This window comes from Caballeronia novacaledonica (genome assembly GCF_900258035.1).
Lineage (GTDB): Bacteria > Pseudomonadota > Gammaproteobacteria > Burkholderiales > Burkholderiaceae > Caballeronia > Caballeronia novacaledonica.
Genome location: NZ_OGTP01000002.1, coordinates 266,790 through 291,465, shown reverse-complemented (window position 1 = coordinate 291,465; position 24,676 = coordinate 266,790). Strand labels below are relative to the sequence as shown.

General features: G+C 63.8%; 19 protein-coding genes and 1 pseudogene. 5 read left to right on the top strand and 15 right to left on the bottom strand.

From position 1 onward, the window contains the following. The first annotated feature begins 81 nt into the window (after positions 1-81). Complete coding sequence (locus tag NOV72_RS05180) at positions 82-1,236, top strand: porin (protein WP_106853519.1); 1,155 nt, start codon at positions 82-84, stop codon at positions 1,234-1,236. 96 nt (positions 1,237-1,332) lie between these two features. Continuing rightward, positions 1,333-1,683 carry a BON domain-containing protein gene (locus NOV72_RS05175; protein ID WP_425428711.1) on the top strand — a complete coding sequence of 117 codons (351 nt, stop codon included), beginning with the start codon at positions 1,333-1,335 and terminating at the stop codon, positions 1,681-1,683. A 93-nt stretch (positions 1,684-1,776) separates the two neighbouring features. Here the strand turns inward: NOV72_RS05175 and NOV72_RS05170 are convergent, their stop codons facing one another. The 9 genes from NOV72_RS05170 to NOV72_RS05130 all read right to left on the bottom strand — a co-directional run bounded on the left by NOV72_RS05170 (position 1,777) and on the right by NOV72_RS05130 (position 13,339). Next, entirely contained in the window at positions 1,777-3,510 is a 1,734-nt protein-coding gene (locus NOV72_RS05170; protein WP_106853518.1) for a long-chain-fatty-acid--CoA ligase, read from the bottom strand. Positions 3,511-3,540: 30 nt separating this feature from the next. Continuing rightward, positions 3,541-4,773: an acyl-CoA dehydrogenase family protein gene (locus NOV72_RS05165; protein WP_106853517.1), complete on the bottom strand. Its 1,233-nt coding sequence runs from the start codon at positions 4,771-4,773 to the stop codon at positions 3,541-3,543. 80 nt (positions 4,774-4,853) lie between these two features. Then, positions 4,854-5,252, bottom strand: a complete 399-nt coding sequence (locus NOV72_RS05160) for a Zn-ribbon domain-containing OB-fold protein (RefSeq protein ID WP_106853516.1) — start codon at positions 5,250-5,252, stop codon at positions 4,854-4,856. Position 5,253: 1 nt separating this feature from the next. Continuing rightward, positions 5,254-6,423, bottom strand: coding sequence for a thiolase domain-containing protein (locus NOV72_RS05155; protein WP_106853515.1), 1,170 nt, complete (start codon positions 6,421-6,423; stop codon positions 5,254-5,256). Between the two features lie 95 nt (positions 6,424-6,518). Next, positions 6,519-7,943 carry an aldehyde dehydrogenase family protein gene (locus NOV72_RS05150; protein WP_106853514.1) on the bottom strand — a complete coding sequence of 475 codons (1,425 nt, stop codon included), beginning with the start codon at positions 7,941-7,943 and terminating at the stop codon, positions 6,519-6,521. A 20-nt stretch (positions 7,944-7,963) separates the two neighbouring features. Beyond that, positions 7,964-8,872 carry a TauD/TfdA dioxygenase family protein gene (locus tag NOV72_RS05145; RefSeq protein WP_106853513.1) on the bottom strand — a complete coding sequence of 303 codons (909 nt, stop codon included), beginning with the start codon at positions 8,870-8,872 and terminating at the stop codon, positions 7,964-7,966. An 87-nt stretch (positions 8,873-8,959) separates the two neighbouring features. Beyond that, positions 8,960-10,696, bottom strand: a complete 1,737-nt coding sequence (locus NOV72_RS05140) for a GMC family oxidoreductase (protein ID WP_106853512.1) — start codon at positions 10,694-10,696, stop codon at positions 8,960-8,962. Positions 10,697-10,775: 79 nt separating this feature from the next. After that, positions 10,776-12,077, bottom strand: coding sequence for an MFS transporter (locus NOV72_RS05135; protein WP_106853511.1), 1,302 nt, complete (start codon positions 12,075-12,077; stop codon positions 10,776-10,778). Between the two features lie 425 nt (positions 12,078-12,502). Beyond that, complete coding sequence (locus NOV72_RS05130) at positions 12,503-13,339, bottom strand: enoyl-CoA hydratase/isomerase family protein (RefSeq protein ID WP_106853510.1); 837 nt, start codon at positions 13,337-13,339, stop codon at positions 12,503-12,505. A gap of 238 nt (positions 13,340-13,577) precedes the next feature. On the opposite strand from NOV72_RS05130, the gene NOV72_RS05125 reads away from it, so the two are divergent. From NOV72_RS05125 to NOV72_RS32975, 3 genes and pseudogenes are all read left to right on the top strand, one after another. Continuing rightward, a complete protein-coding gene (locus NOV72_RS05125) occupies positions 13,578-14,552 on the top strand; it encodes an NAD(P)H-dependent flavin oxidoreductase (RefSeq protein WP_106853509.1) in 975 nt (324 codons plus the stop codon). Positions 14,553-14,834: 282 nt separating this feature from the next. Continuing rightward, positions 14,835-14,975 (top strand): annotated as a pseudogene (locus tag NOV72_RS05120) (ISNCY family transposase); the annotation flags it as partial. A 45-nt stretch (positions 14,976-15,020) separates the two neighbouring features. Continuing rightward, positions 15,021-15,149 (top strand): hypothetical protein, encoded by a 129-nt coding sequence (locus NOV72_RS32975; protein WP_281261798.1) that lies wholly within the window; start codon positions 15,021-15,023, stop codon positions 15,147-15,149. Positions 15,150-15,210: 61 nt separating this feature from the next. Here the strand turns inward: NOV72_RS32975 and NOV72_RS05115 are convergent, their stop codons facing one another. From NOV72_RS05115 to NOV72_RS05090, 6 genes are all read right to left on the bottom strand, one after another. After that, the gene (locus NOV72_RS05115) at positions 15,211-16,449 is read right to left on the bottom strand and encodes an acetate/propionate family kinase (protein ID WP_106853508.1); all 1,239 of its coding nucleotides are present in this window, start codon (positions 16,447-16,449) and stop codon (positions 15,211-15,213) included. Continuing rightward, the gene (locus tag NOV72_RS05110) at positions 16,446-17,870 is read right to left on the bottom strand and encodes a bifunctional enoyl-CoA hydratase/phosphate acetyltransferase (RefSeq protein ID WP_106853507.1); all 1,425 of its coding nucleotides are present in this window, start codon (positions 17,868-17,870) and stop codon (positions 16,446-16,448) included. Before NOV72_RS05110 ends, NOV72_RS05115 begins: the two co-directional genes overlap by 4 nt. Positions 17,871-17,875: 5 nt before the next feature. After that, positions 17,876-20,569, bottom strand: coding sequence for a DUF3141 domain-containing protein (locus NOV72_RS05105; protein WP_106853506.1), 2,694 nt, complete (start codon positions 20,567-20,569; stop codon positions 17,876-17,878). A gap of 295 nt (positions 20,570-20,864) precedes the next feature. Next, positions 20,865-21,698, bottom strand: coding sequence for a class II glutamine amidotransferase (locus NOV72_RS05100; protein ID WP_106853505.1), 834 nt, complete (start codon positions 21,696-21,698; stop codon positions 20,865-20,867). Between the two features lie 112 nt (positions 21,699-21,810). After that, positions 21,811-22,329, bottom strand: a complete 519-nt coding sequence (locus tag NOV72_RS05095; protein WP_106853504.1) for a hypothetical protein — start codon at positions 22,327-22,329, stop codon at positions 21,811-21,813. A gap of 29 nt (positions 22,330-22,358) precedes the next feature. After that, complete coding sequence (locus NOV72_RS05090; RefSeq protein WP_106853503.1) at positions 22,359-24,641, bottom strand: arginine/lysine/ornithine decarboxylase; 2,283 nt, start codon at positions 24,639-24,641, stop codon at positions 22,359-22,361. Between the last annotated feature and the right edge of the window lie 35 nt (positions 24,642-24,676).

Below are 24,676 nucleotides of genomic sequence, written 5' to 3'. Positions count from 1 at the left end.
GGTCGACAGGTGTCCGGCGTCTGCCTGAGTTTGCTTTACCCCGCGTCCGCCGGACGCGGCAAACATTGAAAGGAGACGTGCATGCGTGTGATGTGTCGTGGGATTTACGGAGCCGCGTTGCTCTTTGCCGCCGGAGGCGCGGCGGCGCAATCGAGCGTGACGCTTTATGGCGTGGCCGATACTTTCGTCCAGTACCTGGACAACGGTGGCAATCATTCGTTTTCTCTGCGAAGCGGCGGCTCGACCGGTTCGCAGTTCGGGTTCAAGGGCGTCGAAGACCTCGGTGGCGGCCTGAAGACCGTGTTCGACCTCGAGACGGGTTACACGATCAACAACGGCGCGTATTTCGCCGATTCGACTGCGATGTTCTATCGACAGGCCTGGGTGGGACTGAAGGACGACACCTACGGTTCGCTGACACTCGGGCGCCAATACCAGCCGAGTTTCTGGGCCGTCTACTTCACCGATCCGTTTCGCGGCAATGAAGTCATGTCGCTGCTCGCGGCGGCCGATCTCGCCGGCGCCACCGACAGGTCGACGCTCGCGACTCAATATGTCTCCGGGCGCACCAGCAATGCGATCGTGTATCAGTCGCCGGACCTCAGGGGCGTGCATCTCTACGCAATGTACGCGCTGGCCGCCACGGTGACGCAACCGCTCGCGATCAGGTCCGGGAACATGCTCGATCTCGCGGCGAACTACTCGGGCTACGGCTTTTATGCGGGCGTCGGCTATCAGTTCCAGCATGGCGGCCAGGAGAGCGCGCCGCTGGTTCCCGGTACGCTGTCCACCTTCAACCTTCAGTCGATGGAGCATTTCACCGGCGCGCTGGCTTACCGTATCGGCATCGTCAACCTTCAGTTCAACTACTCGTATAACCGGCCGAAAGACGTTCCGTCAGGCTCGCTCGTGACGGTCACGCCCACGGCGAGGATCCCCGCGTCGATGCTGGTGCATGCGTACAGCATTCTGGGCGTCGGCGCGACGATTCAGGCCTCGGCGGAGGACGTCATCGAAATCTCTGGCATCGAGCGTGACGTGCGCGATGAGCACGACAATTCCCTCGGTATCGAGATCGGTATCGATCACAGTCTGTCGAAGCGCACGAGTCTCTACGGGCGCGCGGGCTATATCAAGAACAACGGCAGCGCCGCAATGAGCTGGCCCGGCGTGACGGGCGTGCCAGCGGGATCGAAGCAGGTGCTGGCCGTCGTGGGGATGACGCAACGTTTCTGACGCGGGACCGGACGGTCGATTTCCGTGAACACCGCGGATCGCGATCAGGAGTCCGATCCGTAACAACGAGACTTATCAATCAAAGGGGAAGAACTGGTGAAGAAGAATCTGACGACGTGCATCGTTGCAGGCACGATGTTCATGCTGGCGGCGCTCGATACGCAAGCCCAGAGCCGTGAGCCTGCGTCGATGCCGGCGGCGAGCGCCACACCCGACGCGAAAGCGATGAAGGCCGCCAATCGCGCGCTGCAAAAGGACGTGCTGCGCGCATTGAGCAGGACCAAGGGTCTGCGCAACAGCACGATCACGGTGCGCGCGAACAATGGCGTGGTGACGCTGGAAGGCACCGTACCCGAGCAGTCGCAGGTCGAGATGGCCACGCATGCAACCGAAGGTGTGACGGGTGTGACCGCGGTCCGGAACGCGCTGACGTTGTCGTCGTTCTAAAGACAAAGCGCTGGCCGATCGCGAGAGCGCGGATCCCTCATGCCCGCATGAGCCGGACCGCGCTCAGGCCGCATTTCACGACCTGTTCCGCGTCTACGCCTGTTCGGACGAGCGGACTGCCTGCATCTCCTTATCCTGCAACTCGCGCCAAGCGATCTTCCCGGTCGCGGAACGCGGCAGGCGATCCGTGATCTGCACGATGCGCGGCGCCTTGTACGTCGCCATGTTGGCGCGGCACCACGCCAGAATGGCCGCTTCGTCGATAACGCCGCAATCCGACTTGAGCACGACGATCGCCTTCACGGTTTCACCGCGGTGCGGATCGGGCGCGGCAATCACACACGCTTCCTGAATCGCCGGATGAGTATGGAGCATGGCTTCGACCTCGGCCGGCCAGACTTTGTAGCCGGACGCGTTGACCATGCGCTTGAGCCGGTCGCGCATCATGAAGTAGCCGTCCGTGTCGACGCTCGCGAGGTCTCCCGTGCGAAAGAAGCGCTTGCCGTCGATGGCGATGAAGCTTTCCGCATCGGCTTTCGGCTTGTGCCAATAGCCGAGCATGACCTGCGCGCCATGCACCACGATTTCGCCGACCTCGCCGCACGGCATCTCCTCGAACGTCACAGGATCGACGATGCGTGCGTCGACGCCATAAGTCGGTACGCCCAGATAGCCGGCCCGTGCCGCGTGCAGCGGATTGGCGATCAGAAACGAGGCGGTTTCGGTGAGACCGTAGCCTTCGATGAACTGCAGGCCGTAGCCTTCCTTCATCAGCTTCGCCGTGCCGGCGGGAACGGCCGCGCCGCCGCCGAGCACGACGCTCAGGCTGCTCAGATCGAAGGTTTCGATGCCCGGCTGCGCGAAAAACTCCACCAGCATCGGCGGCGGCGCTGCCCAGAACGTCACGCGATGGCGCGCGATCAGCTCGGCTGCGGTGCGGCAATCCCAGCGGGGCAGCAGCACGATCGTGCCGCCCATGAACACCGGAGCGTTGACGCCGTTTTGCAGGCCGAGCAGGTGGAACATCGGCGCGACCGCGAGATAGATCGATTCGGCGTGCGAGCGCCGCCACAATTGCGCGCCCGCGACGGACGCCATCACCGTGCGGTGCGTATGCATGCAGGCCTTCGGCGCGCCGGTCGTGCCCGACGTGTAGGGAAGCATGCAGAGATCGTCCGCGACGGCGCGATGCGGGGCGGGCGCCTGCGCTTGCGCCAGCGCGTCGGCCCAATGCACGGCGCCGCCCGGAAGCGCTTCGGCGCGCGAACGTTGGCGCACCCAGTCCGGAACGTTCAGGCCGGCGTCGTCGCCTTTCAGCGCGTCGCCGTAGCTATGAACGACGATACTCCGCAGCGGCGTGCCGCCGGCTGACGACACGAGCCGGTCGAGCAGTTCGCGCGCGGCGAATCCGGCGACCGCACCGCTGTCTTCGATGATATGACGCAGCTCGCCCTCGACGAGCATCGCGTTGACGGGCACGACCACCGCGTCCGCGCGCAGGATCGCGAAGTAGGCAGCGACGAACTGCGGACTGTTCTGGCTGAACACGAGCACGCGGTCGCCGCCGGCGACCCCGCAAACATGCTGCAGATAGCCGGCCATGCGCTCCACTTCGGCGAGCAGGGCGGCGTAGGTGATCGTCGTGCCGTAGAACTCGATGGCGGCCTTGTTGGGGAAGCGCCGCGCCGAGAGTTCGAGATTGTCGAACAAGGTGGTGTCCGGCACGTGAAAGCGCTCCGGCACGCCGGGCTGCACGACGTGCGGTGCGACCGACAGCGGGTTGCCGGGACGTTCGATGACGTACGGTTTTGGGTCGAGATGCACCATGCTGTGTCTCCTGTGGAATGAATGCTCTCGTCAGAACGCGGTGTCGCCATTGAGCAGCCGGCGCGCGATGGTGCAGCGCTGGATTTCGGACGTGCCGTCGGGAATGCGCATCGTGCGAGCCCAGCGATAACCGGCTTCCAGCCGCAATTCGTTCGTAAGCCCCATGCCGCCGTGAATCTGGATCACGCGATCCATGACCCGGCTCACCATCTCCGTGGCCGACGCCTTGACGATCGACACTTCCTTCGCCGCCGGCAGGTCTTTGTCGACGAGCCATGCGCAATGGCGGATCATCGATTTGCACGCGTAAATGTCCATTGCGCATTCGGCCAGCATGAACTGCACGGCCTGGTGATCGGCGATCGTCTGACCGAAAGTCTTGCGCACCTGCGCATAGGCCAGCGCCTGGTCGAGCGCCCAGCGTGCAAGGCCGACGCACGATGCCGCCATGCTCAGCCGGCCTGCATTCACGCCGTCGAGCGCGACCGCGAGGCCACGGTCGACGGCGCCGAGCCGGTGAGTGTCGGGAACGCGCACGTTGTCGAGCGTGACGATGCCGATATCCGCGCCCAGATGCCCCATCACCGGAATGACGCCCGGCACCGAAAAGCCGCTCGTGACGGTCGGAACGAAGAAGCCGGTGATGCCGCCACGGTGCGCCCGCGCCTGTTGTTCGTCGGTAATCGCGAAGATCATCGCATAGTCGGCGTAAGGCGCGTTCGTGATCCACTGTTTGGTGCCGTTGATCACCCAATGATCGCCGCTGCGTTCGGCGCGCGTGCGCATGCCGAAGACGTCGGAACCGGCGTCGGGTTCGCTCAGCCCGAAGCACATGGTTTTGTCGCCGCTGGCGAGTGAATCGCGATACGTGGCGAGCACGGAAGGATCGAGATGCCGCAGCACGGGCGACAAACCGTTCGTGAACGGCGACGGCAACACGACTGTCTGGACCAGATGCCGTTCGGGGCCGCAATGCGCGTTGAGGCGTTCCTGGACATAAACGGCCGCCTGCGCATCAAAGCCGCCTCCGCCCAGCGACTCGGCCGCGAGCGCGGTATAGAAACCGAGTTCGGCCGAGCGCATGCGAACCTGGCGGCGCAATGCCAGCACGGCGGGACTGTAGCGGCCGTCCTCGCCATACAGCGTGCGCTCGCTGCCCAGCAGCGCGCGATGCTCGTGCTCCAGCGCCGCGACTTCACGGTCGATGAAACGTATCAGCGCGTCGCCGAAATCGACCCATTCACTCGGGGTATCGAAATCCATTGGAATGTCTCCTTGTTTCTGCGCGCGACCGCGTGGCGGCTGGCCGCTTTCGATGGAAGATTGCCGGGCGACGGAAGTCTTCAGGCAAGCGTGAAGGTCGGCACTGGCGCGCCATTTTCCGTCGGCGAAAATTGCAACTGGACACGCTGGCCTATTCGCACCGTGTCGAGATCGCAGCCGACGATATGGGTCATCAGCGTCACGCCTTCGTCGAGCGTCACGTAGGCGATGCAGAACGGCGCAGGCCCGGCACGGCGCGTGACGCTGAACGAATAGATCGCGCCGCGTCCGCACGCCTCTTTCCAGTGTGTGGCGCCCATGCAGAACGGACACAGTACGCGCGGATACCAGTGGGGCTTGCCGCAGGCGTCGCAGTATTTCAGCAGCAGGCGGCCCTCGCGCGCGCCTTGCCAGAATGCGGCGTTGTCGGGCAATTCGGCGGGAGACGGCAGGGCGGCTGCGGTCGAATCCGGACTCATGTCATTGCTCCCGTTCCAGGATCAGCGTGGCGCTGCCGTGACGCGAGCCGAGATAGCCGCCCGTGCCCTGCGCCAGCGCGAGATCGCAGTTCCGGACCTGCACGGCGGGGTGGGCCTCGCCGCGCAACTGCCGGACTGCTTCGATGACTTTCGTGATGCCGCCGCGATTGGCCGGATGGTTGTTGCACAAGCCACCGCCGTCGGTATTGAACGGCAGACGGCCGACGCCGGAGATCAGATTGCCGTCGGCAACGAAGCGGCCGCCTTCGCCTTTCCTGCAAAAGCCGAGGTCTTCCAGTTGCATCAGCACCGTGATCGTGAAGCTGTCATAGATCGACGCATACTTGATGTCGGCGGGCGTGACGCCTGCTTCCGCGAACGCCGCCGCACCGGATATTCGCGCGGCGGACCAGCTCAGATCCACTGCGCCGCCGAGCTGCCCCTTGACGGCTTCTCCTGCGCCGCGAATCTTGACGGCGCGCGAGCCGAGCGCAGCCGCGATTTCGGGCCGCGCGACGATCAGCGCGCCGCCGCCGTCGGAGACGACGCAGCAGTCGAGCCGGCGCAACGGATCGGAGATCATCTGCGAAGCCAGTACGTCTTCCACCGTGACCACGTCCCGCAGCATGGCGTGCGGGTTGTGCTGCGCGTGATGCGAGGCGGCGACCTTGATCCACGCGAGCTGCTCGCTGGTCGTGCCGTATTCGTACATGTGGCGCATGGCCACCATCGCGTACAGATTGACCGTCAGCGGCCTGAACGGAGCCTCGAACGGCAGGTCCGGCAAGTCCTTGCCCCAGTTGCGGGCCTGAGTGCCGCTCGAACCTTCGGAGCGCGGGCGGCCCGCGAGCGTGATCAGGGCGACGTTGCACTTGCCGGCAGCGATGGCCTGCGCGGCATGCGAAACGTGCGCGAGATAGGCGCTGCCGCCCATATCCGTGGAGTCCACGTGACGCACATTCAGGCCGAGGTAGTCGATCATGTTGAGCGCACCCAGCCCCGGCGCATCGCCGGCGCAGAAGTAGCCGTCGACGTCGCCGATTGAGAGGCCTGCATCGTCGAGTGCGCCTTTCGCGCATTCCGCGTGCAACTGCGGCACGGTTTTATCGGGCGCCTTGCGAACGGGATGCTCGTAAGCGCCGACGATCCAGGCACGGCCCTTGATGCTCATGCAGGTCTCCTCCGGTTGAAAGGGTGCGCCGCGCATGCAAGATCGCGTTGCGCACCCTGCGGCTCACGGCTTCTCTAAGCCGCCGTCAACTGGCGCTACAGTCCCGTCACCGACTTGATCTCGAGAAACTCCGCGAGTCCTTCGGCGCCGTACTCGCGACCGTTGCCCGACGTCTTGTAGCCGCCGAACGGTGCCGTGACGTCCAGCATCGCGCCGTTGATCCGAACGGAGCCGACCCGCAGACGCGCCGCAACGCGCCGCGCGCGCTCGGGATTGCCCGACGCGATGTAACCGGCGAGGCCGTAATCGGTGTCGTTGGCGATGCGGATCGCTTCTTCTTCGTCGGCGTACGGGATGATCGCCAGCACGGGACCGAAGATTTCCTCGCGCGCGATCGTCATGTCGTTGTGCACGTCCGCGAAGATCGTCGGCTTTGCATAGAAGCCGCGCTCGAGTCCCACCGGACGCCCCGGACCGCCCGCAACCACGCGCGCGCCTTCCTCCATGCCGATGCGGATCATCCGCTGAACCTTCTCGTATTGCGCGCGATTGGAGATCGGGCCCATCTTCGTTGCGGGATCCGCAGGATCGCCGACCGTCAGCGAATTGGCCGCCGCCGCCGCGATCGCGACGGCCTCGTCGTAGCGCGCCCGAGGCACCAGCATTCGAGTCGGCGCGATGCACGTCTGTCCGGAATTGACCATGCATTGAGCCACGCCTGTCGATACCGCGGTCTGCAGGTCCGTGTCGTCGAGGATCAGCAGCGGCGACTTGCCGCCGAGTTCCTGAGCGACCCGCTTGACGGTCGGCGCCGCGCTGATCGCGACACCGACGCCGGCTCTCGTCGAACCGGTGATCGACACCATGTCCACGCCCGGATGCGACGCGAGCGCGCTGCCGACCACCTTGCCGTCGCCGTAGATCATGTTGAACACGCCTGCGGGCGTGCCGGCATCGTGCATGATCTGCGCGAAGATCAATGCGTCGAACGGCGCGATCTCCGACGGCTTGAGCACGATGGTGCAGCCCGCCGCCAGCGCCGGCGCAACCTTCGCGGTGATCTGGTTCAGCGGCCAGTTCCACGGCGTGATGAGCGCGGCGACGCCGATGGCTTCACGGCGAACATAGCTCTTGCCGCGGACCGATTCGAATTCGAAGTTTCGCAGCGTCGCCAATGCCGCCTGCAGTTGCGCCACGCCGATGGCGGCCTGCAGGTTCTTGCACAACGTGATCGGCGCGCCGATTTCTTCGCGCACGGCTTCGGCGATCTCGTCGAGCCGCGCGGTGTACTGCTCGATGATCCGTTCGAGCAGTGCGATCCGTTCCTCGCGGCTCGATGCCGACCACGCGGGAAACGCCGCTTGCGCAGCGGCGACGGCGCGCTCGACATCTTCGGCGGAGCCCATCGCGAGCTGACCGGTCACGGCTTCCGTGGACGGGTCGACGATCTGCGCGAAACCGCCGCCGGCAGACGGTTCCGTCCATTCGCCGTTGATATAGAACTTGTTGAGCATCTTCATATCGGCTTCCTCGTGCCCGCTCAGACCGGTTTGTCGCCGATGACGGTGGCGCGCATCATGCGGCGCACGGCCGGGAAATAGTCCTGCACGGCGTAGTGATGCGTGGACCGGTTGTCCCAGACCGCGATGGTGTTCGGCCGCCACTTCAAGCGGACTTGATATTCCGGCGCGGCGGCCTGCCGGTACAAATACTGCAGCAGATCCAGTTCGCCGAGCCTGAAATCCGAGCCGATGCGAAAGCCCGTTACCTGGCTGTAATTGGCGAGGTGCGTCACGAACGCCTCGTTCACGTAGAGGATTTTCTCGCCGCTCTCCGGATGAGTACGAACGACGGGGTGCGTGACCGGCGGGAAGTTTCTGCGAATCTCCTCGAATTTTTCCGGCGCGATCGCGACGCTGAACGTCGGAATGATGTCGTGGACCGCACGCAAATCGGCGATGCGGGTTTTCACGTCTTCCGGCAGGTTCGCGTAAGCCTGCGCCATGTTGACCCAGATGGTGTCGCCGCCGACTTCCGGGCACTCGACGCAGCGCAGGATCGCGGCCATCGCGGGCAATTCGCGCCACGAGACGTCGCTGTGGTAAATGTTCTCACGCCCGCGGTTTTCGCCCGATTTGTCGAACATCACGAGTTCCGGATGGTCCGGGTGATGGCGAAACACCGGATGGATTTCCAGTTCTCCGAAGCGTCTTGCAAAAGCCACATGCTGCGCCGGCGTGACGTCCTGGTCGCGGAAGAACAGCACCTTGTACTTGACCAGTGCGCGGCGCAGCGCGAGATAGGTGTCGTCGTCGAGCGGCTTACGGAGGTCGATGTCACTGATTTCCGCACCGATGGACGGAGTCGAGCGCTCGACGGTGAACGGCCAGCTCTCAGCGCCGGAAGCCAGTGTCGTGGTGGGTTGGGGTGCGGCAGCTACGGCTTGCATATCAGATCTCCATGAGAAAGCGCCGTTATTTACGGGCATTGCCGGGTTGCGAGCGCAACATGCGTTCGCGGAATGTTGTCCTGAACGTCAACAGGTTTCTGCGGTGCCGCTTTCGGCGGCGTGCACCGTGGCCGTGACTCGATTCGACATGCGAATCATATCGGCGGCCTTCTCGCCGATCATCATTGCCGGTGCATGGGTGTTGCCGCCGATCAACGTCGGCATGATCGATGCATCGACCACGCGCAGTCCGTCGATGCCGTGCACGCGCAGAGTCGGGTCCACCACGGCCATGTCGTCGCGGCCCATCCGGCACGTGCCGATCGGGTGATAGATGCTGTCCGCGTGACTGCGGATGAACGCGCGGATTGCCTCTTCGTTCGAGTCGTCCGCGCCGAAGTCGTCGGTCAGCAGTTCCTTGCCGCCGATCTCCGCCAGCGCCCGCTGCGCAAAAATGCGGCGGATGATCTTCACACCCGCGACCATCGTTTCCATGTCGGCTTCCTCGGACAGAAAGCGCGGATCGATGAGCGGCACATCGCGCATATCGGGCGAATTCAGCCGGACCGTGCCGCGGCTCTTCGGCCTGAGCACGCACGCATGGCAGGCGAAGCCGTGACCGAGCTTGCTGCGCTTTTCCATGTTGCGGTTGCCGATCAGCGCCAGCACGAAGGCGAGTTGCACGTCGGGCACGGGCAGTTCCGGCCGGCTCTTTACGAACGCGCCCGCCTCGACGAAGTTCGAACTGACCATGCCGGTGCGGTCGCGCCGATAGCGCAGAATCTCGCGGGCGAGCCGCAGGAAACCGGCCGTCGAATGGCCGTACAGGTCGAGGGACTTCACCTGCTTGTTGATCGCGATGTCGAGATGGTCCTGCAGGTTTTCGCCCACGCCGGGAAGATCGTGGACGACATCGATATTCAGATCGCGCAGATGCGCTGCGGGACCAATGCCGGACGCCATCAACAATTGCGGCGAATTGAACACGCCCGCGCTGACGATGATCTCCCGCCGCGCCCGCAGGGTTTGCACCTGGCCGCCGCGCGAGATGACGATGCCTGTGGCGCGCTTGCCTTCGAAGACGAGGCGCAGCGCCTGCGCGTGGGTCAGCACGGCGAGGTTCCGGCGTCCGCCGGACAGCGACTTGTCTGCCGGATTGCCGTCGTGCAGGTAGGCGCGCGCGGCATTCCAGCGCTCTCCCTGATACTGCGTGAACTGATAGAGGCCCGCGCCTTCCTGCTCTTCGCCGTTGAAATCATGATTCAGCGGCAGACCCGCCTGAAGCGCAGCCGCGACGAAGCGCCTCGAAAATGGATTGAGCGAACGCGCGTCGGCGACATGCTGGGGTCCCGCGCCGCCGTGCAGGTGGTCGTCGCCGCCGGCGATCCAGCGCTGATTGCGTTCGTTGCGAACGAAGTAGGGCAGCACGTCGCTATAAGCCCAGCCATCGCAGCCCAAGGCCGCCCATTCGTCGTAATCGCGACGATGGCCGCGGATATAAATCATTCCATTGATCGAAGAGGAGCCCCCGAGCCCGCGTCCGCGCGGCTGATACGAGGGACGTCCGTCGAGCCCCGGCTGCGCGATGCTGTAGTAGCCGTAATTGCGCGGACCCGCCTTGGGCACGGTGGCCGCGAGGCCGATCGGCGTCCATACGCTGAAGTGGTGATCGTCCGGCCCCGCTTCGAGCAGCGCGACCGTGGCGGATGAATCTTCCGCAAGGCGCGCGGCGACGGCACAGCCGGCAGAACCGGCTCCGATGACGATGTAGTCATACTCGGCAGCGACACGAGTCGAATGGCTGTTGCGTTGTGGTGAATTCATGCCGTCTCAAGTCCTGAACAGCCGCAAGTCGCGCGGCGAGAAGCGCGGCGAACGTCGGCCGCGCCGTTGGCGTCGTGATTCATGCGGTGACCGCGGGCGTGGAGCGCTTCAGCGCACGATTCGAGTGTTCGGGATGCAGCCAGCGCAAGCCGATCAACGCCGTCGCGATCAATAGCGCCGCTCCGGTGACGAAGCCCAGTTCATAGGCTTGCTCGCCGACGCTGCCGCGCATCTGCACGATGCGCCCCATCACGACCGGGGAAATCGCGGCGCCGAGACTGGCGACCGCCGTATTGATCGCGACGATCGCGCCGCGCTGGCTGGATGGCACGACTTCCGCGAGCAGGGCCGGGGCGAGGGTGAAGCACAAGGTCGGCAACGCGCCGGCAATGGTGAGCAGAATCACCCGCTGCACCGGAGACAGATGCAAGAGCGGAAGGAGCAGAAACAGCGCGGCGCCGGTGATCATCATCAGGCAGACGAACTGCGCCCGCGCCTGACGTGTCGACGCGCCGCGCTGGAGCATCCTTTGTGACAACCAGCTCAGTCCGATGTTGACCGGCGCGGCGACCTCGGTGACCACCGCGAACCAGCGGCCCGCCTGGATGCTGTTGAAGCCGAGGCCCTTTTCCAGATAAGTGGGCAACCAGGTCAGGTTCTGGCCCAGCATCCAGTAGGCCGCGAAGCCGAGCAGAAACGTGGACACGACGGACGGATCGGTCAGGATCGTCCGGTACGGCAAACGCTCGACGAACTCCGCCCCGTTGCCGCGTCCGCCGGATTGACCCGTCTGTGCGCCGAGATTGCCCTCGCGGCCGATATACAGCCAAAGCAGACTCCAGATGACGCCGACTACACCCAGAATAATGAAGTTGGCGCGCCAGCCCCATTCGCGGGTCACGAGCGGAATGAGCAGTCCTGCCAGCAGAAGCCCGAGCGCCGCTCCCTGAGCGATGATCGAGACCGGCAGATTGCGTTTCTGATCGGGAAACCATTTGTACAGCGCGTGGATGGAGACCGGGAACGATGGCCCTTCGGCGGCGCCAAGCAGGACGCGGCACACGAGCAGCGCGATGGCACTGGTCGCGAGCGCTTGAGGCACCTGCATCACGGCCCAACTGACGCCCATCGCGAGCAATATCCAGCGTGTCTGGACACGGTTCGAAAGAAATCCCACGGCGACGGTCGACGTGGAGAAAAGCCAGAAAAAGCTGCCCGCGATCAGCCCGAACTGGGCCGGAGACAGTTGCATCTCGGCCATGAGCGGTACGGCCACCATGCCGAACACGACCTTGTCGAGAAAGTTGATGGTGGCAAGGCCCGTGAGCATTGCCGTGATTACCCAGGCGGGGCGTCGCTGGAAGCCGGGCGAATCGTTCATGGCTAGTCTCGTTGACATGCTTCGATTGAGGCGAGAGTGAGTCGTCGCGCCGGGAGCCGGAAGGAAGCGGTCGCTTTCAGATGGACGCGCACGGGGCGAACGAAGTCGGCCCGATGCGCAGTGGTGTGGATCGCGGCGCGGCTAGGGTGCTCGCATGACTCGACTGCCCCATTTTGTCTCCAGAATTTTTGATACCCCGGCTCTCGCACGCTTTGCGTGGGGCCGGGTAGTGACATCACCATAAAACCTGGGGGGAGGGAGGCAACCACCCGTAACAGGTAGGTCAGGGAAAACCTGAGTCGCTGCGCCTGGCGGCCTCTTTTCCGCTCCCTTCACCGTCCACGCCGCATTCCTTTTGCCGCGTGTTCGTGCGTACCGCGCTTATCCTCCAGTCGATGGAAGAAGGTATGAAATTGCGTGCGCTCTCAGGCCGGCGCGTCACGATCCCAGTCGTAAAACGACGGTTCGCCACGCAGGAACCGTTCGATCGCATCGGCGTGATAGCGCGAGCAGGTTTCCACGGCCTGCGCGTTCGATTCCATTTGCGCCAGTGCGGCGTAGGGCGTCTCGAAGCTCATGTTCAGCAGGCGCTTGGTGACGCCCGCCGCGCCGCGCGGGGCGTTTTGGAAGCGGCGCGCGAAACGGCGCGTCTCGGCAAGCAGCGAGTCCGCGTCGAATACCGAGTGGACGAGCCCGATCTGCCTCGCCTCCTGCGCGCCGACGCGGCGCGCTGTCAGAAAGAGATCGCGGGCCACGGTCAACCCGACCACACGCGGCAGCGTATAGAGCGCGCCCATGTCCGGAATCATGCCGACCTTGTGGAACGACATGCAGAACGCGGCTCGATCCGTAGCCATGACGAAGTCGGCGGCCAGCGACAACGATGCGCCCGCACCATAAGCGGCACCGTCGACGGCGGCGATGACGGGCATGTCCAGATTGCGCAAGCGCGAGAGCCACACATGGGCGCCGGCCAGATTGTCACGCATCGCGAGTGCCATGTTGCTGTGCGGATCGGGACTCGACCTGCGCTCCATGACCGCTTTCAGATCGCCGCCGGCACAAAACGACCCGCCGGAGCCGGTGATGATCAGGGCGCTGATCGTCCGGTCGGATTCCAGCCGGTCGAGCAGGTCGACATAGTCCTGACGCAATTCCGCAGTCAACGTGTTGCGTTGCTCGGGACGCTGATGAGAAAACTCGGCGACGCCATCGGAAAGCCGGAGCTCGGCATGTCTAAGGCGGATGGTTTCTGTTGGCACGGCGTGCTCCTGTGACGAGGGGTGACCGGATCGCGGGCTCGGCGGCGTCGCCGCGCGCGACCCGGTGCGGCAATTCTGCTGCGCCGGCCAGCCGGTCGGCCCCCCCGAATCGGGCAGTCGGCAGCCTCGGTCTCATCGGGGAAAAGCCGCGTTCGAGTCCACCCGAGCGGGGTAGTGCCCGCGTTGCGGCGCCCGGGTCTACTTGGAGGACCACCATCGTTGGTCACGGAGACACGTTGTGAAGACAAGAATCACGGAGTTGCTGGGTGTGAAGTATCCGATCGTCGAAGGCGGCATGCAGTGGGTCGGGCGCGCGGAACTGGCGGCTGCGGTCTCGAACGCGGGTGCGTTCGGGATGGTGACGGCGCGCACGCAGCCGAGCCCGGAAGCGTTGCTGCGCGAGATCGCGCGCACTCGCGAACTGACCAGCCTGCCATTCGGCGTAAATCTCACGCTATCGCTGACCGCGCAGGACGTGTCGTACGATGGCTGGATCGATGCCATCATCGAGAGCGGAGTGAAGGTGGTCGAGACGGCGGGGAACAAACCCCATGCGGTGATCGACCGTCTGAAGACGCGCGGCATCAAGATCATTCACAAGTGCACGTCGGTGCGCCATGCGTTGTCGGCCGAGCAGGCGGGCGTGGATGTGATTTCGATCGACGCATTCGAGGCGGCTGGCCACCCCGGCGAGGACGACGTGCCCGGCATGATTCTGTTCCCCGCCGCGCGGCGCAAACTCAAGGTGCCGATGCTCGCCTCTGGCGGTATCGCCGATGGAAAAAGCATGGCGGCCGCGCTTGTGCTCGGGGCGGACGGCGTGAATCTGGGCACGCGTTTCATGCTGACGCAGGAGAGTCCGATTCACGACAACGTGAAGCGCAAGCTGCTGGCGTCGAGCGAACTCGATACGACATTGATCAAGCGCACGCTCAAACGGACCGCGCGTTTCTTTTCGAACGCGGTGACGGACGAAATCGTCGCGCTTGAACGGCGACCGGGCGGCGCGACTTATCATGACCTGCAACATCTGCTGTCGGGAACACGCGGCAACGCGGCACTCGCTGCCGGCGATATCGACGGCGGGTTGATTTGTGCAAGCCAGGTTATCGGGCTCGTCGACGACATTCCGACTTGCGAGAACGCCGTCTCGAGCATGGTTGCGGATTGCCGCGCGAGTCTTCGGGGCTTGGCTCACGCGTTTATCGAGTAGTCGTGCGCGGTCGGCAGTATGCGGATGCCGCGGAGTCGGAACGGGTTCGTCGTCCTCAAAAGAAACGATTGGAGACGGCGATATTGAGGAGATGCTGGGAATCAGGACTGTCTTTGACCCGCGCGATGGGGTCGAAAATCTGTGCGATGAACATTTGACATAATCAACATGATCAATGTTTTGTCTGTAGGTCCCAGATAGAAATGTCGCGTTTCTGCCAGATAGAAATGTCGTGTTTTGACGTAGGTTCATTGCCAGGCAAGCGTTTCGGGAGCACGGGCGATGAACACGACCGGGACCATCACCATGTCGATGCGCGAACTGGACCGACTCAGAGTGATTCAGGCAGTCGCCGAACGCCAACTCGAGCCAGGCCGTGCCGCCGAACGACTGGGCCTGTGCGAGCGCCAGATCGAGCGCTTGGCCAATCTAAAGTCGGATGCCAACGCTTCGTAAGCGAGAGAAACGATGAATCGAATCCCAAGCGCGGTCTACACGCAGGAATTTCGTGATGACGGCACGGCGATCCACGAGCCGCAGCCGCGTCTGAAGGCTCTCGGTGAGATCACCGCTTTACGAGCGAACTTCTTCCTCTGATGCTCACCGACCCCATCGCAGCATGACGCCTTCGGAGCGACCTCTCATCGACTCGCCTGCTTCACAACGCTTCTTGCGAAGCCACGACAAGCTGCGCCGTCCGCAGCGTATGCCGTGCGATCATGCACTCCTCGTCCGTACATACGCGCAGCGCGAGCACGCGCGACAAGCCCGACGAGATGATCGTCTCGTTAGCCCGGTTGCGCGCCTCGTCGATCTCGACGCCGATCCACGCCATGCCCGCCAGCACGCGTTCGCGAACCGGCGCCGCGTTTTCGCCGATGCCGCCGGTGAACACGATCGCATCGAGCCCTTCGAGCGTCGCCGCGAGTCCGCCTATTTCCCGCCGCACACGCGAAACAAAATACGCGATCGCCTCGCTCGCCTCCGGCCGCTCCGACGAAAGCAGTACGCGCATATCGTTCGAAATTCCGTCCGAAAGACCGAGAAGTCCCGAGCGTTCGTAGAGCATTTTCGATATGTCCTTCACGTCCATGCCGAGTTGCATCAGATACAGCAGCACGCCGGGATCGAGCTGGCCGCAGCGCGTGCCCATCGGCAAGCCGTCGAGCGCGGAGAAACCCATCGTCGAAGCGATGGACCGGCCGTCGCGCATCGCGCACATCGACGCCCCGTTGCCCAGATGCGCGACCAGCACACGGCCGCGCGCGTGATGCGGGAAGTGCGTGCGCAGGTACTGTGCGATGTACTCGTACGACAGCCCATGAAAACCATATCGGCGCACACCCTGATAGAACAGTTCGCGCGGCAGCGCGAAACAGTCGTTCAGGAATGGATGCGCGCGATGGAACGCCGTGTCGAAGCAGGCGACCTGCGGCACGTTTCCGAAGGCCTCGCGCGCCGCCTCGATGCCCGCCAGATTGTGCGGCTGATGCAGCGGCGCGAGCGGCACCAGCGTGCGCAATTGCTCCAGCACGTCGTCATTGATGAGCGCCGGCTGGTCGAACAACATGCCCCCGTGCACGACCCGGTGCCCGATCGCGGCGATGCCGACGCCCGCCATGTCGCGCTCGAGCCATTCCAGGATCGCGCGCAGCGCACTGACATGCGCCGGCGCTTCGATGGCGTCGTCCCACTTGCGCTCGGCATCCTTCGCCTTGAAGCGCGCAGCGCCGCCGATGGCTTCGACCATGCCCGTCGCCCGGCGCTGCAGGCCGTCCACGTCGTAGAGCGCGAATTTGATCGACGACGATCCGGCGTTGAGCGTGAGCAGCGCCGAGCCACGGCCAGCCTGCGATGCCGCCTGCGCGCGGCCGTCCTGAACGAGGTCCGCGTTCATGGGCGATTCTCCGTCTCGTCCGGCGCCGTCACGGCACTCTCGCCCTCGCGGCGCCAGTGCTCATAGAGAATCGCGACCGCGCAGGAGGCGAGCCGCGCATGATCGTTGTCGGCCCGGCTCGTCAGCATGACCGGCACGCGTGCGCCGACCACCAGTCCGGCGGGCTGCGCGCGCGACACGAACGTGAGCTGCTTCGCGAGCATGTTGCCCGCTTCCAGATTCGGCACGATCAACACCTGCGCGGCGCCCGCCACCTGCGACACGATCTTCTTGCTGCGCGCGGCCGCGGCATCGATCGCGTTGTCCATCGCGAGCGGGCCGTCGACCAGTCCGCCGGTGATCTGCCCGCGATCGGCCATCTTCGCGAGAATTGCCGCATCCATCGACGACGGAATGCTCACGTTGACCGTCTCGACCGCCGACAGCACCGCCACCCGAGGCTGCGGCACGCCGCATGCGCGGGCCAGATCGATCGCGCTCTGCACGATGTCCGCCTTGGTCGGCAAGTCGGGCGCGATGTTGATGGCCGCGTCGCTGACGAAGAGCGGATGGTCGAGCGTGGGCACGTCCAGCACGAAGACGTGCGATATGCGCCGTCCCGCGCGCAGGCCGCCGTCCTTTTTCACGACATGCGCGAGCAGTTCGTCGGAATGCACGTTGCCTTTCATGATCGCGCGCACTTCGCCGCTATGCACGAGCTGCACGGCTTTCATGGCCGCCGCGTCGTGATCCGGCGCATCGATGACGAGCACGTCGCCCAGTTGCTCTCCGCATTCCGCCGCGGCCGCTTCGAGCCGGGCGCGCGAACCGATCAGCACCGGCGTGATGAGGCCGCGCCGCATCGAGAGCAACGTGCCCCGCAGCGAGTTGGGATCGTCGGGCCAGACCACGGCGGTCGGCAACGAAGGCAATGACGCGGCGATGTCGATGAGCCGCTCGAAATGTTCGTGCTCGTCCATCAGCAGCGCGGGGCGATCGGATTCGTTGGTCACGACGCGATGCGTCGGCGCGATGACTTCCGCGCGTCCTTGCGCGACGACGCGGCCATCGGCCAGGGTCACGCGCGTGTCGAGGACGGCGCGCGGCCGGTCGTGCTTCTCGACGACGCGCACCGAGACGCGCAGGGTATCGCCCACGCGCGCGCGTTCGCCGAACTCGAAGTTCTGGCTGACGAGCAGCGTGCCCGCGCCCGGCAGCAGATTGCCGAGCACCGCGGACACGAGCGAGCCGAGCCACATCGAGGGCGCGACGGTGTCGCTCCTGCCGTCGCCATCGACATCGACGCCGGGCATGTGCATCGGATTCAGATTGCCCGATGCGTGCGAGAACAGCACGATGTCGCGCTCGGCGACCTTGCGCTCGACGCTGGCCTCGTCGCCTTCGCGAAGCTCGTCCCAGGTCTTGTTGCTGTGGCCTTCCATGGCGATCACCCCGTCACGCTTCCGTTGAGCCGTGCGCGAGCCTGCTCGACCCATCCCTCGCGCATCACGCGGCCTCGCGCGCCCAGCTTCAGGTCGAGCCAGGCTTCCTCTTCGGGTTCGAGCGCCGCAAGCTGCGCGTACCGGTCGATACCCAGTTGGTGCAGCTTTTCCGCCATGCGCGGACCGACGCCCATCAGGCTTTCGAGATCGTCGGGCGCGGCGCCTTCCGTGCCCGGTTCGATCTTCGGCGCACGCGGCACGGGCGTCGCGGAGGCGCCCGCCGTGGGAGCCGCGTCTTCAGCGGAACCGACGAGCAGCGCGTCTTCCACCTCGGGGTTCGCAAGCGTGGCCGATTCCAGCCGCGCAACCGGCGCTTCCGGCTCCTGCACGCCGAGGATTTTGTGGAAGCGCTGCATCAGAACCAGTGCGGCGGGATGCATCGTCTCGACGGAACCCGACACTTCCTCGACGGCGGCGAGTGCGTTGCGGCGCTCGTCATCGGTGTCGAGCAGCAGAGGCAGCGTCGCGAGCGCCTGCTCCGGCTCCAGATCGACGATGATCTGCTGTTGCCGCAACAGCTTCGAAAGCGCCGCCTGATCGTATGTGCCGAATTTGCTCGTATGCGTGATGAGTTCGAGCATCCGTTCCATGCGCGAGCGGCGCAGATAGCCGCGCGCCTTCGACATCAGCCCCAGCATGCGCACGGCGCCCTCGGCGGCGCCGCCTTCGGTCATCGCGTCGAGAGCGGCGCGCACTTCGGGAAGCGTGCGCAGGTCCTTGCCGCGGCGATGCTCCGCGCCTTGCAGCTCGTGCCTGCCGATGCCTTTGACGAGCGGCGCGCTGTAGATCGAGTGGAAGATCGTTTCCATCCACGCGTCGCGCGCATTGCGATAAAAATTGAGCTGGCTTTCGACGAGACCGGCGCCGATGCGCTCCATCGCCGCGAACGGATTGTCCACATCGACGAGCTGACGCTGGTTGCGCGCCGTCCCGGCCCAGCTCTCGACCGTTCTCATGAATGGATTGAGGTCCGAGAACATGCTGCGGCGCAGGCGGATGGGCTGCAGGTCGCGCGTCGCCTGCGCGCTCTCCGGCGTGACGGCCGCCCGCACCAGCGGCCGCGCCGTCATTTCATAAAGCTCCGTGCCGAGTTCCGAAAGACGTGCGACCGACGCGAACAGTTCCTCGTCCTCGCGGCCGTCGTCGATGCCGAGAATGTCGTCGATCGTGCGGGCTTCGAAGCGAATATGCACGCGATCGGCGGCATCGTCGAGCTTCATCTCGTAGAGGCCGGGCGGCAGGCCGTCGATGGCGTGCAGCGTGTCGGTGATCGCGTCGTGCTCACGGTTCGCCACTTTCGCCGACACGAAGATGCCCAGATGCCCGATCGACTTATGAATCATGTACACGATGCGCTGGCCGCGCATCTTGATCTCGTCGACGTTCGCGTACAGGTCCGCGATCCAGTTGAGCGCCTGTTGCGGCGGCGTGATGTTGTCGCCGTGCGAAGCGAACACGATGATCGGCGAACTGATGCGGCGCAGATCGATCGCCTCGCCGCCGAGCCGCGCTTCACCGCGCGCGAGCCGATTCCCGACGAACAGGTTCTCGACGATCCAGCGGATCTCCGCTTCGTTCATCAGATAGAAGCCGCCCCACCAGCGTTCGAAACCGAGATAGCGCGACGATTCGCTATCGATGTTCGAATACAGGTGGTAATACTTCTTGAACAGATGGTTGGCCGGGTCGAGATTCTCGAAGTTGAGCACGAGCCAGGCGCCGTCGAATACGCCGCCGCCGATGTCCGAGGCGATCAACGCAGGCAGTGCGCCGCCCAGAAGCCCGCCCGAGTAGCGCATCGGATTCTCGCCGGTGCAGCCGGCCCAGTACGACATCGGCGCGCCGTTGATGACGACGGGACCGGCCAGTTCCGGCGCGGAGGCCGCGAGCAGCATCGCCGCCCAGCCGCCCTGGCAGTTGCCGATGACAGCGGGACGCGGCGCGTCCGGATGACGCCGCGCGATCTCGCGCAGGAATTCCACTTCCGCGTCGCGCACGTCGGCCATCGTCTGACCGGGCTCCGGCACGGGCCGGAACACGACGAAGTAGACCGGATGACCGTCCTTGAACGCTTCGCCAACCTGACTGTCGGGCTTGAATCCGCCGATGCCCGCGCCATGCCCGGCGCGCGGGTCGATGATCATGAACGGCTGCTTGCTGTTATCGACGACAACGCCCGCCGGCGGCACGATGCGGACCAGAGAATAGTTGACGGGCGACTCCAGCTCGCGTCCGTCGATCAGCATTTCGTACTGGAAATCCAGAACCGGCGGCATGCCCGCCTTCAGATGCGTGACGTAATTGTTGCCGCGCTGGCGCAACGTGTCGAGCGTCAGGAGCTGGCGTTGCGCGGCGTCGGTCAGATAACGGAACCAGTCGGTAAGCCAGTCGGCAGGAGCGCTCGATGCACGCGAGCGCAATCGCGTCATTTCACGATCGACGTCATGTTGAAGGTCGTCGGCGAATCCTGTGGCTTCGCGCCGCAGACGGTCCATGTGATTCCATGCGACGTTCTGCACGGAGCCGCTCGCCTTGCGCTGATCCGTGAGCGCATGTGTCAGGGCTTCCAGACCCTGCCAGTAACGCGAATAGAACGTTTCGAATGCATCGAAGCCTTGATCAACGCGGCTGTCCATCATCGCTTTCTCCTTGGGCGTGTCTGTCCGGAGCCGTGACAGGCCGTACGTCCGGACGAGCGCCAACGCGGGTTTCACCAGTCGACATCACATTAATCGTGTGCGGTGACAGTGAAATGTCCTTTCCACCGGGCAACGTCATACATTGCCGAGACGGAATACCGGATTTTCGCTATCTCGCCTTCCGCGACCGAAAGCGTTTCGCCCGACAAGGAATGCGCAGGCGTAGCCGCCCACGACGCGCTGCGGCCCTGATGAGCGTCAATGAGTCCGGGGCGTGATGTCCCGCCTACGTCACTCACGCGGCTTGAGGCTCGAACGGAAATTGCTCGACCTCGCCGCCTTGCGCCACGACGACCGTGCTCTCCGGAATCTCCTGCCACCAGCCGGGCAGATCGGCGAGCGGCTCCGACAGAACCAGAAACGCATCCTGCCCGGCCATCGCGATGCGCGGATCGTCGGGATATAACTCGTGCAGATGACGAAACGACGTGTTGTGAAACAGCGAGCGCGACTGCTTTTCGCTCGAATAGCGCACCGCGACGATCTGCTCGCCGTCCGTAGCGCAGATCGTCATGTTCAGCGGATCATTCACGCCATGGCGGCGGCCCGTTTCCTCGACGAACGCGACCATCCGTTTGAGCGCGGTGACAGGCGCCAGCTCCATGCCGAACGTGAGCGCGAGGAAGAACAGCACTTCGGAATCGGTCGATCCCTCGATCAACGGGAACAGTTCGGGGGAGATCGCGACCATCAGATCGCGGCGCATCACCGGGAAGTTGCGCACGAGGCCGTTGTGCGCGAATAGCCATCGGCCGTGGCGAAACGGATGACAGTTGGTTTCCTGCGACGGCGTGCCGGTCGCCGCACGCACGTGCGCGACGAACAGCGGTGCGCGGATCGCGCGCGCGGCTTCACGCAGATTGCGATCGCTCCACGCCGGCTGAATGCAGCGATAGCGAAACGGAATGTCGGTCGGATGCCCATACCAGCCGATCCCGAAGCCGTCGCCATTCGTGGTGGTGTGTCCGAGCCGCGAATGCAGGCTCTGATCGATCAGCGAATGCTTCGCGTTGAACAGCACCGTTTCGAGCTGAAGCGGATTGCCGGAATAAGCGAGCCAGCGGCACATGGGTTATCTCCTGTCTGATTCCTTTGAACCTTCTTTATGATGTCTGCTTCGCGAAGGGGAAATCCCGTCATGCCGGCCGACTTCTGATTCATGGCGATCGACCAGCAGCCTGTCAGAGATCGATCCGCCGCAATGGCAGCGGTCCAAAAAACATTACTCTGAGTCTTTCTCGACCTAGCACCCGCGCCAGTTCGGCCAATACGCAGTACATCGCGAGAAGCGTCACCAGCAGAAGATGAATGCCCCAGAAACGCGCCCAATTAATTTCGAGAGCCAGAGCGTGGCTCGCATCCAGAAAGCCGAACCCCGGTTTCCAGAAGTGATACAGGCGTTCGATGAAACGCGCCACGATTGCGACCAGCGCATAGATGCCGGTTTTCCAGAGCACGTTCCACATGAGTGGTTTCTCCGGAAAGCGGTTCACGAAAGGAAGCAGATTGGCGAACAGCACCGATTTGCCCATAACCAGCGCAATCAGCGCGACCGATCCGAAGACGTCCAGTGTAATCATCGTTCCATACGTAACCAATGAAACAGCGATGGCGATGACCTGCAGGATCACGAAAAAGAAAATCGTCGGAGGCAATGCTTCAACGAAATTCCGCTTTATCGTTGCCGTCCAATTTCCCATGTCGCTCTCCTGACGAAATTAAGGCTTCCTCAGTCGCGCGCGCAGTCCACGAAGTATCGGATTTTGCCGTCGACAACTTCAGACGCGAAGCCGTGAATGTCGGTCTGGAATCCCGGAAAGCGCTCATTGAACGCGACCGCAAAGCGCAAATATTCGACGATCGTCCGGTTAAAGCGCTCGCCTGGAATCAGCAGCGGAATGCCCGGCGGATACGGCGTGAGCAGAACAGTGGTCACGCGCCCTTCCAGTTTTTCGATCGGCACGCGGTCGATCTCACGGTGCACGAGCTTGCCGTAGGCATCCGTAGGTTTCATGGCCGGCTCCATGCTCGACAGATACATCTCGGTCGTGAGGCGCGCGACATCGTTCTCGCGATAGACACCGTGGATTTGAGTGCACAGATCCTGCAGCCCGATGCCCTCATACGCGGGATATTGAGCGGCGAACTCGGACAGCACGCGCCAGAGCGGCTGATTGTTGTCGTAGTCGTCCTTGAACTGCTGCAACTCGGTGACCATCGAGTTCCAGCGCCCTTTGGTGATGCCGATCGTGAACATGATGAAGAACGAGTAGAGCCCCGTCTTCTCGACGATGATACCGTGTTCTGCAAGATACTTCGTCACGACCGCCGCCGGAATGCCGGTTGCGCCGAATTCCCCATCGACATCGAGTCCCGGCGTGATGATCGTCGCCTTGATCGGGTCGAGCATGTTGAAGCCTTCCGCGAGCGCACCGAAACCGTGCCAGTGGTCGTTCGGGCGCAACATCCAGTCTTCGCGCGAGCCGATGCCCTCTTCCGAAAATTTTTCGGGTCCCCATACCTTGAAAAACCAGTCGTCTCCGTACTCGGCGTCGACCTTGCGCATTGCACGGCGGAAATCGAGCGCTTCGGCAATCGATTCCTCCACGAGCGCCTCGCCGCCGGGCGGCTCCATCATCGCGGCGGCCACGTCGCACGACGCGATGATCGCGTATTGCGGACTCGTCGACGTATGCATCAGATAAGCCTCGTTGAAGCGATAGCGATCGAACATGCCGCTCTCGGAGTCCTGCACGACGATCTGCGAGGCCTGGGAAATGCCCGCGAGCAGCTTGTGCGTCGAGTGGGTCGCGAACACGAGCGCGCCCGTGCGCGGGCGTCCCGCGCCGATCGCGTGCATGTCCTGATAAAACGAATGAAACTCCGCGTGCGGCAGCCATGCTTCATCGAAATGCAGCGTGTCGACGAGGTCGCCAAGCAGATCCTTGATCATCTCCACGTTGTACACCACGCCGTCGTACGTGCTTTGGGTGATCGTGACGATGCGCGGCTTCACCTTCGGGTTCTTCGCGAGCGCCTCGCGCGCGAACGGATTCTCTTCGATCTTGCGGCGAATGTTATCGGGTTTGAACTCGTCGCGCGGAATCGGGCCGATGATGCCGAAGTGATTACGCGTGGGCATCAGAAAGACGGGTATGGCTCCCGTCATCGTGATCGCGTGCAGAATCGATTTGTGGCAATTGCGATCGACCAGCACGATGTCGCCAGCCGCGACGGTCGCATGCCACACGATCTTGTTCGACGTGGACGTGCCGTTGGTCACGAAGAAGAGATGGTCGGCGCCGAAGATGCGCGCCGCGTTGCGCTCCGACGCCGCGACCGGCCCCGTGTGATCGAGCAACTGGCCGAGTTCCTCGACCGCGTTGCAAACGTCCGCGCGCAGCATGTTTTCGCCGAAGAACTGGTGGAACATCTGCCCGAGCGGGCTCTTCAGAAAGGCGACACCGCCCGAGTGGCCCGGGCAGTGCCACGAATAAGAGCCTTCGTCCGCATACTTCACCAGTTCCTTGAAAAAGGGCGGAGAAAGCGAGTCGAGATAAACCCTAGCCTCGCGGATGATATGCCTCGCCACGAATTCGGGTGTGTCCTCGAACATGTGGATGAAGCCGTGCAATTCACGCAGGATGTCGTTCGGCACATTGCGCGAAGTGCGCGTCTCTCCGTACAGGAAGATCGGGATATCGGCATTGCGGTGCCGTACCGCCTCGACGAATGACCGCAGATCGACGATGGCCGGCGCGAGTTCGGCCGGCTCTCCTTCTGCGTCCTTTTCGAGGTATGGCAGCAGCTCGTCATCGTCGATCGACAGAATGAAGCACGACGCCCGGCTCGATTGATGTGCAAACGTGGTCGGATCTCCGTAGCTCGTCAATCCCACCACCGCCGCGCCCTCTTTTTCGATTGCTTCCGCAAGCGCGCGGATCCCGGAGCCCGAAATGTTATCGGCGCGAAAATCTTCGTCGATGATAACTACAGGGAAGCGGAATTTCATGGAGAACCTCCTGCAAGCCCCTACGCTTGATCGAC

Excerpts from the sequence above, each read along its gene's own strand:
- NOV72_RS05180 (WP_106853519.1), top strand. The coding sequence starts at position 82 with ATGCGTGTGATGTGTCGTGGGATTTACGGAGCCGCGTTGCTCTTTGCC.
- NOV72_RS05170 (WP_106853518.1), bottom strand. The coding sequence starts at position 3,510 with ATGGTGCATCTCGACCCAAAACCGTACGTCATCGAACGTCCCGGCAAC.
- NOV72_RS05165 (WP_106853517.1), bottom strand. The coding sequence starts at position 4,773 with ATGGATTTCGATACCCCGAGTGAATGGGTCGATTTCGGCGACGCGCTG.
- NOV72_RS05160 (WP_106853516.1), bottom strand. The coding sequence starts at position 5,252 with ATGAGTCCGGATTCGACCGCAGCCGCCCTGCCGTCTCCCGCCGAATTG.
- NOV72_RS05155 (WP_106853515.1), bottom strand. The coding sequence starts at position 6,423 with ATGAGCATCAAGGGCCGTGCCTGGATCGTCGGCGCTTACGAGCATCCC.
- NOV72_RS05150 (WP_106853514.1), bottom strand. The coding sequence starts at position 7,943 with ATGAAGATGCTCAACAAGTTCTATATCAACGGCGAATGGACGGAACCG.
- NOV72_RS05145 (WP_106853513.1), bottom strand. The coding sequence starts at position 8,872 with ATGCAAGCCGTAGCTGCCGCACCCCAACCCACCACGACACTGGCTTCC.
- NOV72_RS05140 (WP_106853512.1), bottom strand. The coding sequence starts at position 10,696 with ATGAATTCACCACAACGCAACAGCCATTCGACTCGTGTCGCTGCCGAG.
- NOV72_RS05135 (WP_106853511.1), bottom strand. The coding sequence starts at position 12,077 with ATGAACGATTCGCCCGGCTTCCAGCGACGCCCCGCCTGGGTAATCACG.
- NOV72_RS32975 (WP_281261798.1), top strand. The coding sequence starts at position 15,021 with ATGAATCGAATCCCAAGCGCGGTCTACACGCAGGAATTTCGTGATGAC.
- NOV72_RS05115 (WP_106853508.1), bottom strand. The coding sequence starts at position 16,449 with ATGAACGCGGACCTCGTTCAGGACGGCCGCGCGCAGGCGGCATCGCAG.
- NOV72_RS05110 (WP_106853507.1), bottom strand. The coding sequence starts at position 17,870 with ATGGAAGGCCACAGCAACAAGACCTGGGACGAGCTTCGCGAAGGCGAC.
- NOV72_RS05105 (WP_106853506.1), bottom strand. The coding sequence starts at position 20,569 with ATGATGGACAGCCGCGTTGATCAAGGCTTCGATGCATTCGAAACGTTC.
- NOV72_RS05100 (WP_106853505.1), bottom strand. The coding sequence starts at position 21,698 with ATGTGCCGCTGGCTCGCTTATTCCGGCAATCCGCTTCAGCTCGAAACG.
- NOV72_RS05095 (WP_106853504.1), bottom strand. The coding sequence starts at position 22,329 with ATGGGAAATTGGACGGCAACGATAAAGCGGAATTTCGTTGAAGCATTG.
- NOV72_RS05090 (WP_106853503.1), bottom strand. The coding sequence starts at position 24,641 with ATGAAATTCCGCTTCCCTGTAGTTATCATCGACGAAGATTTTCGCGCC.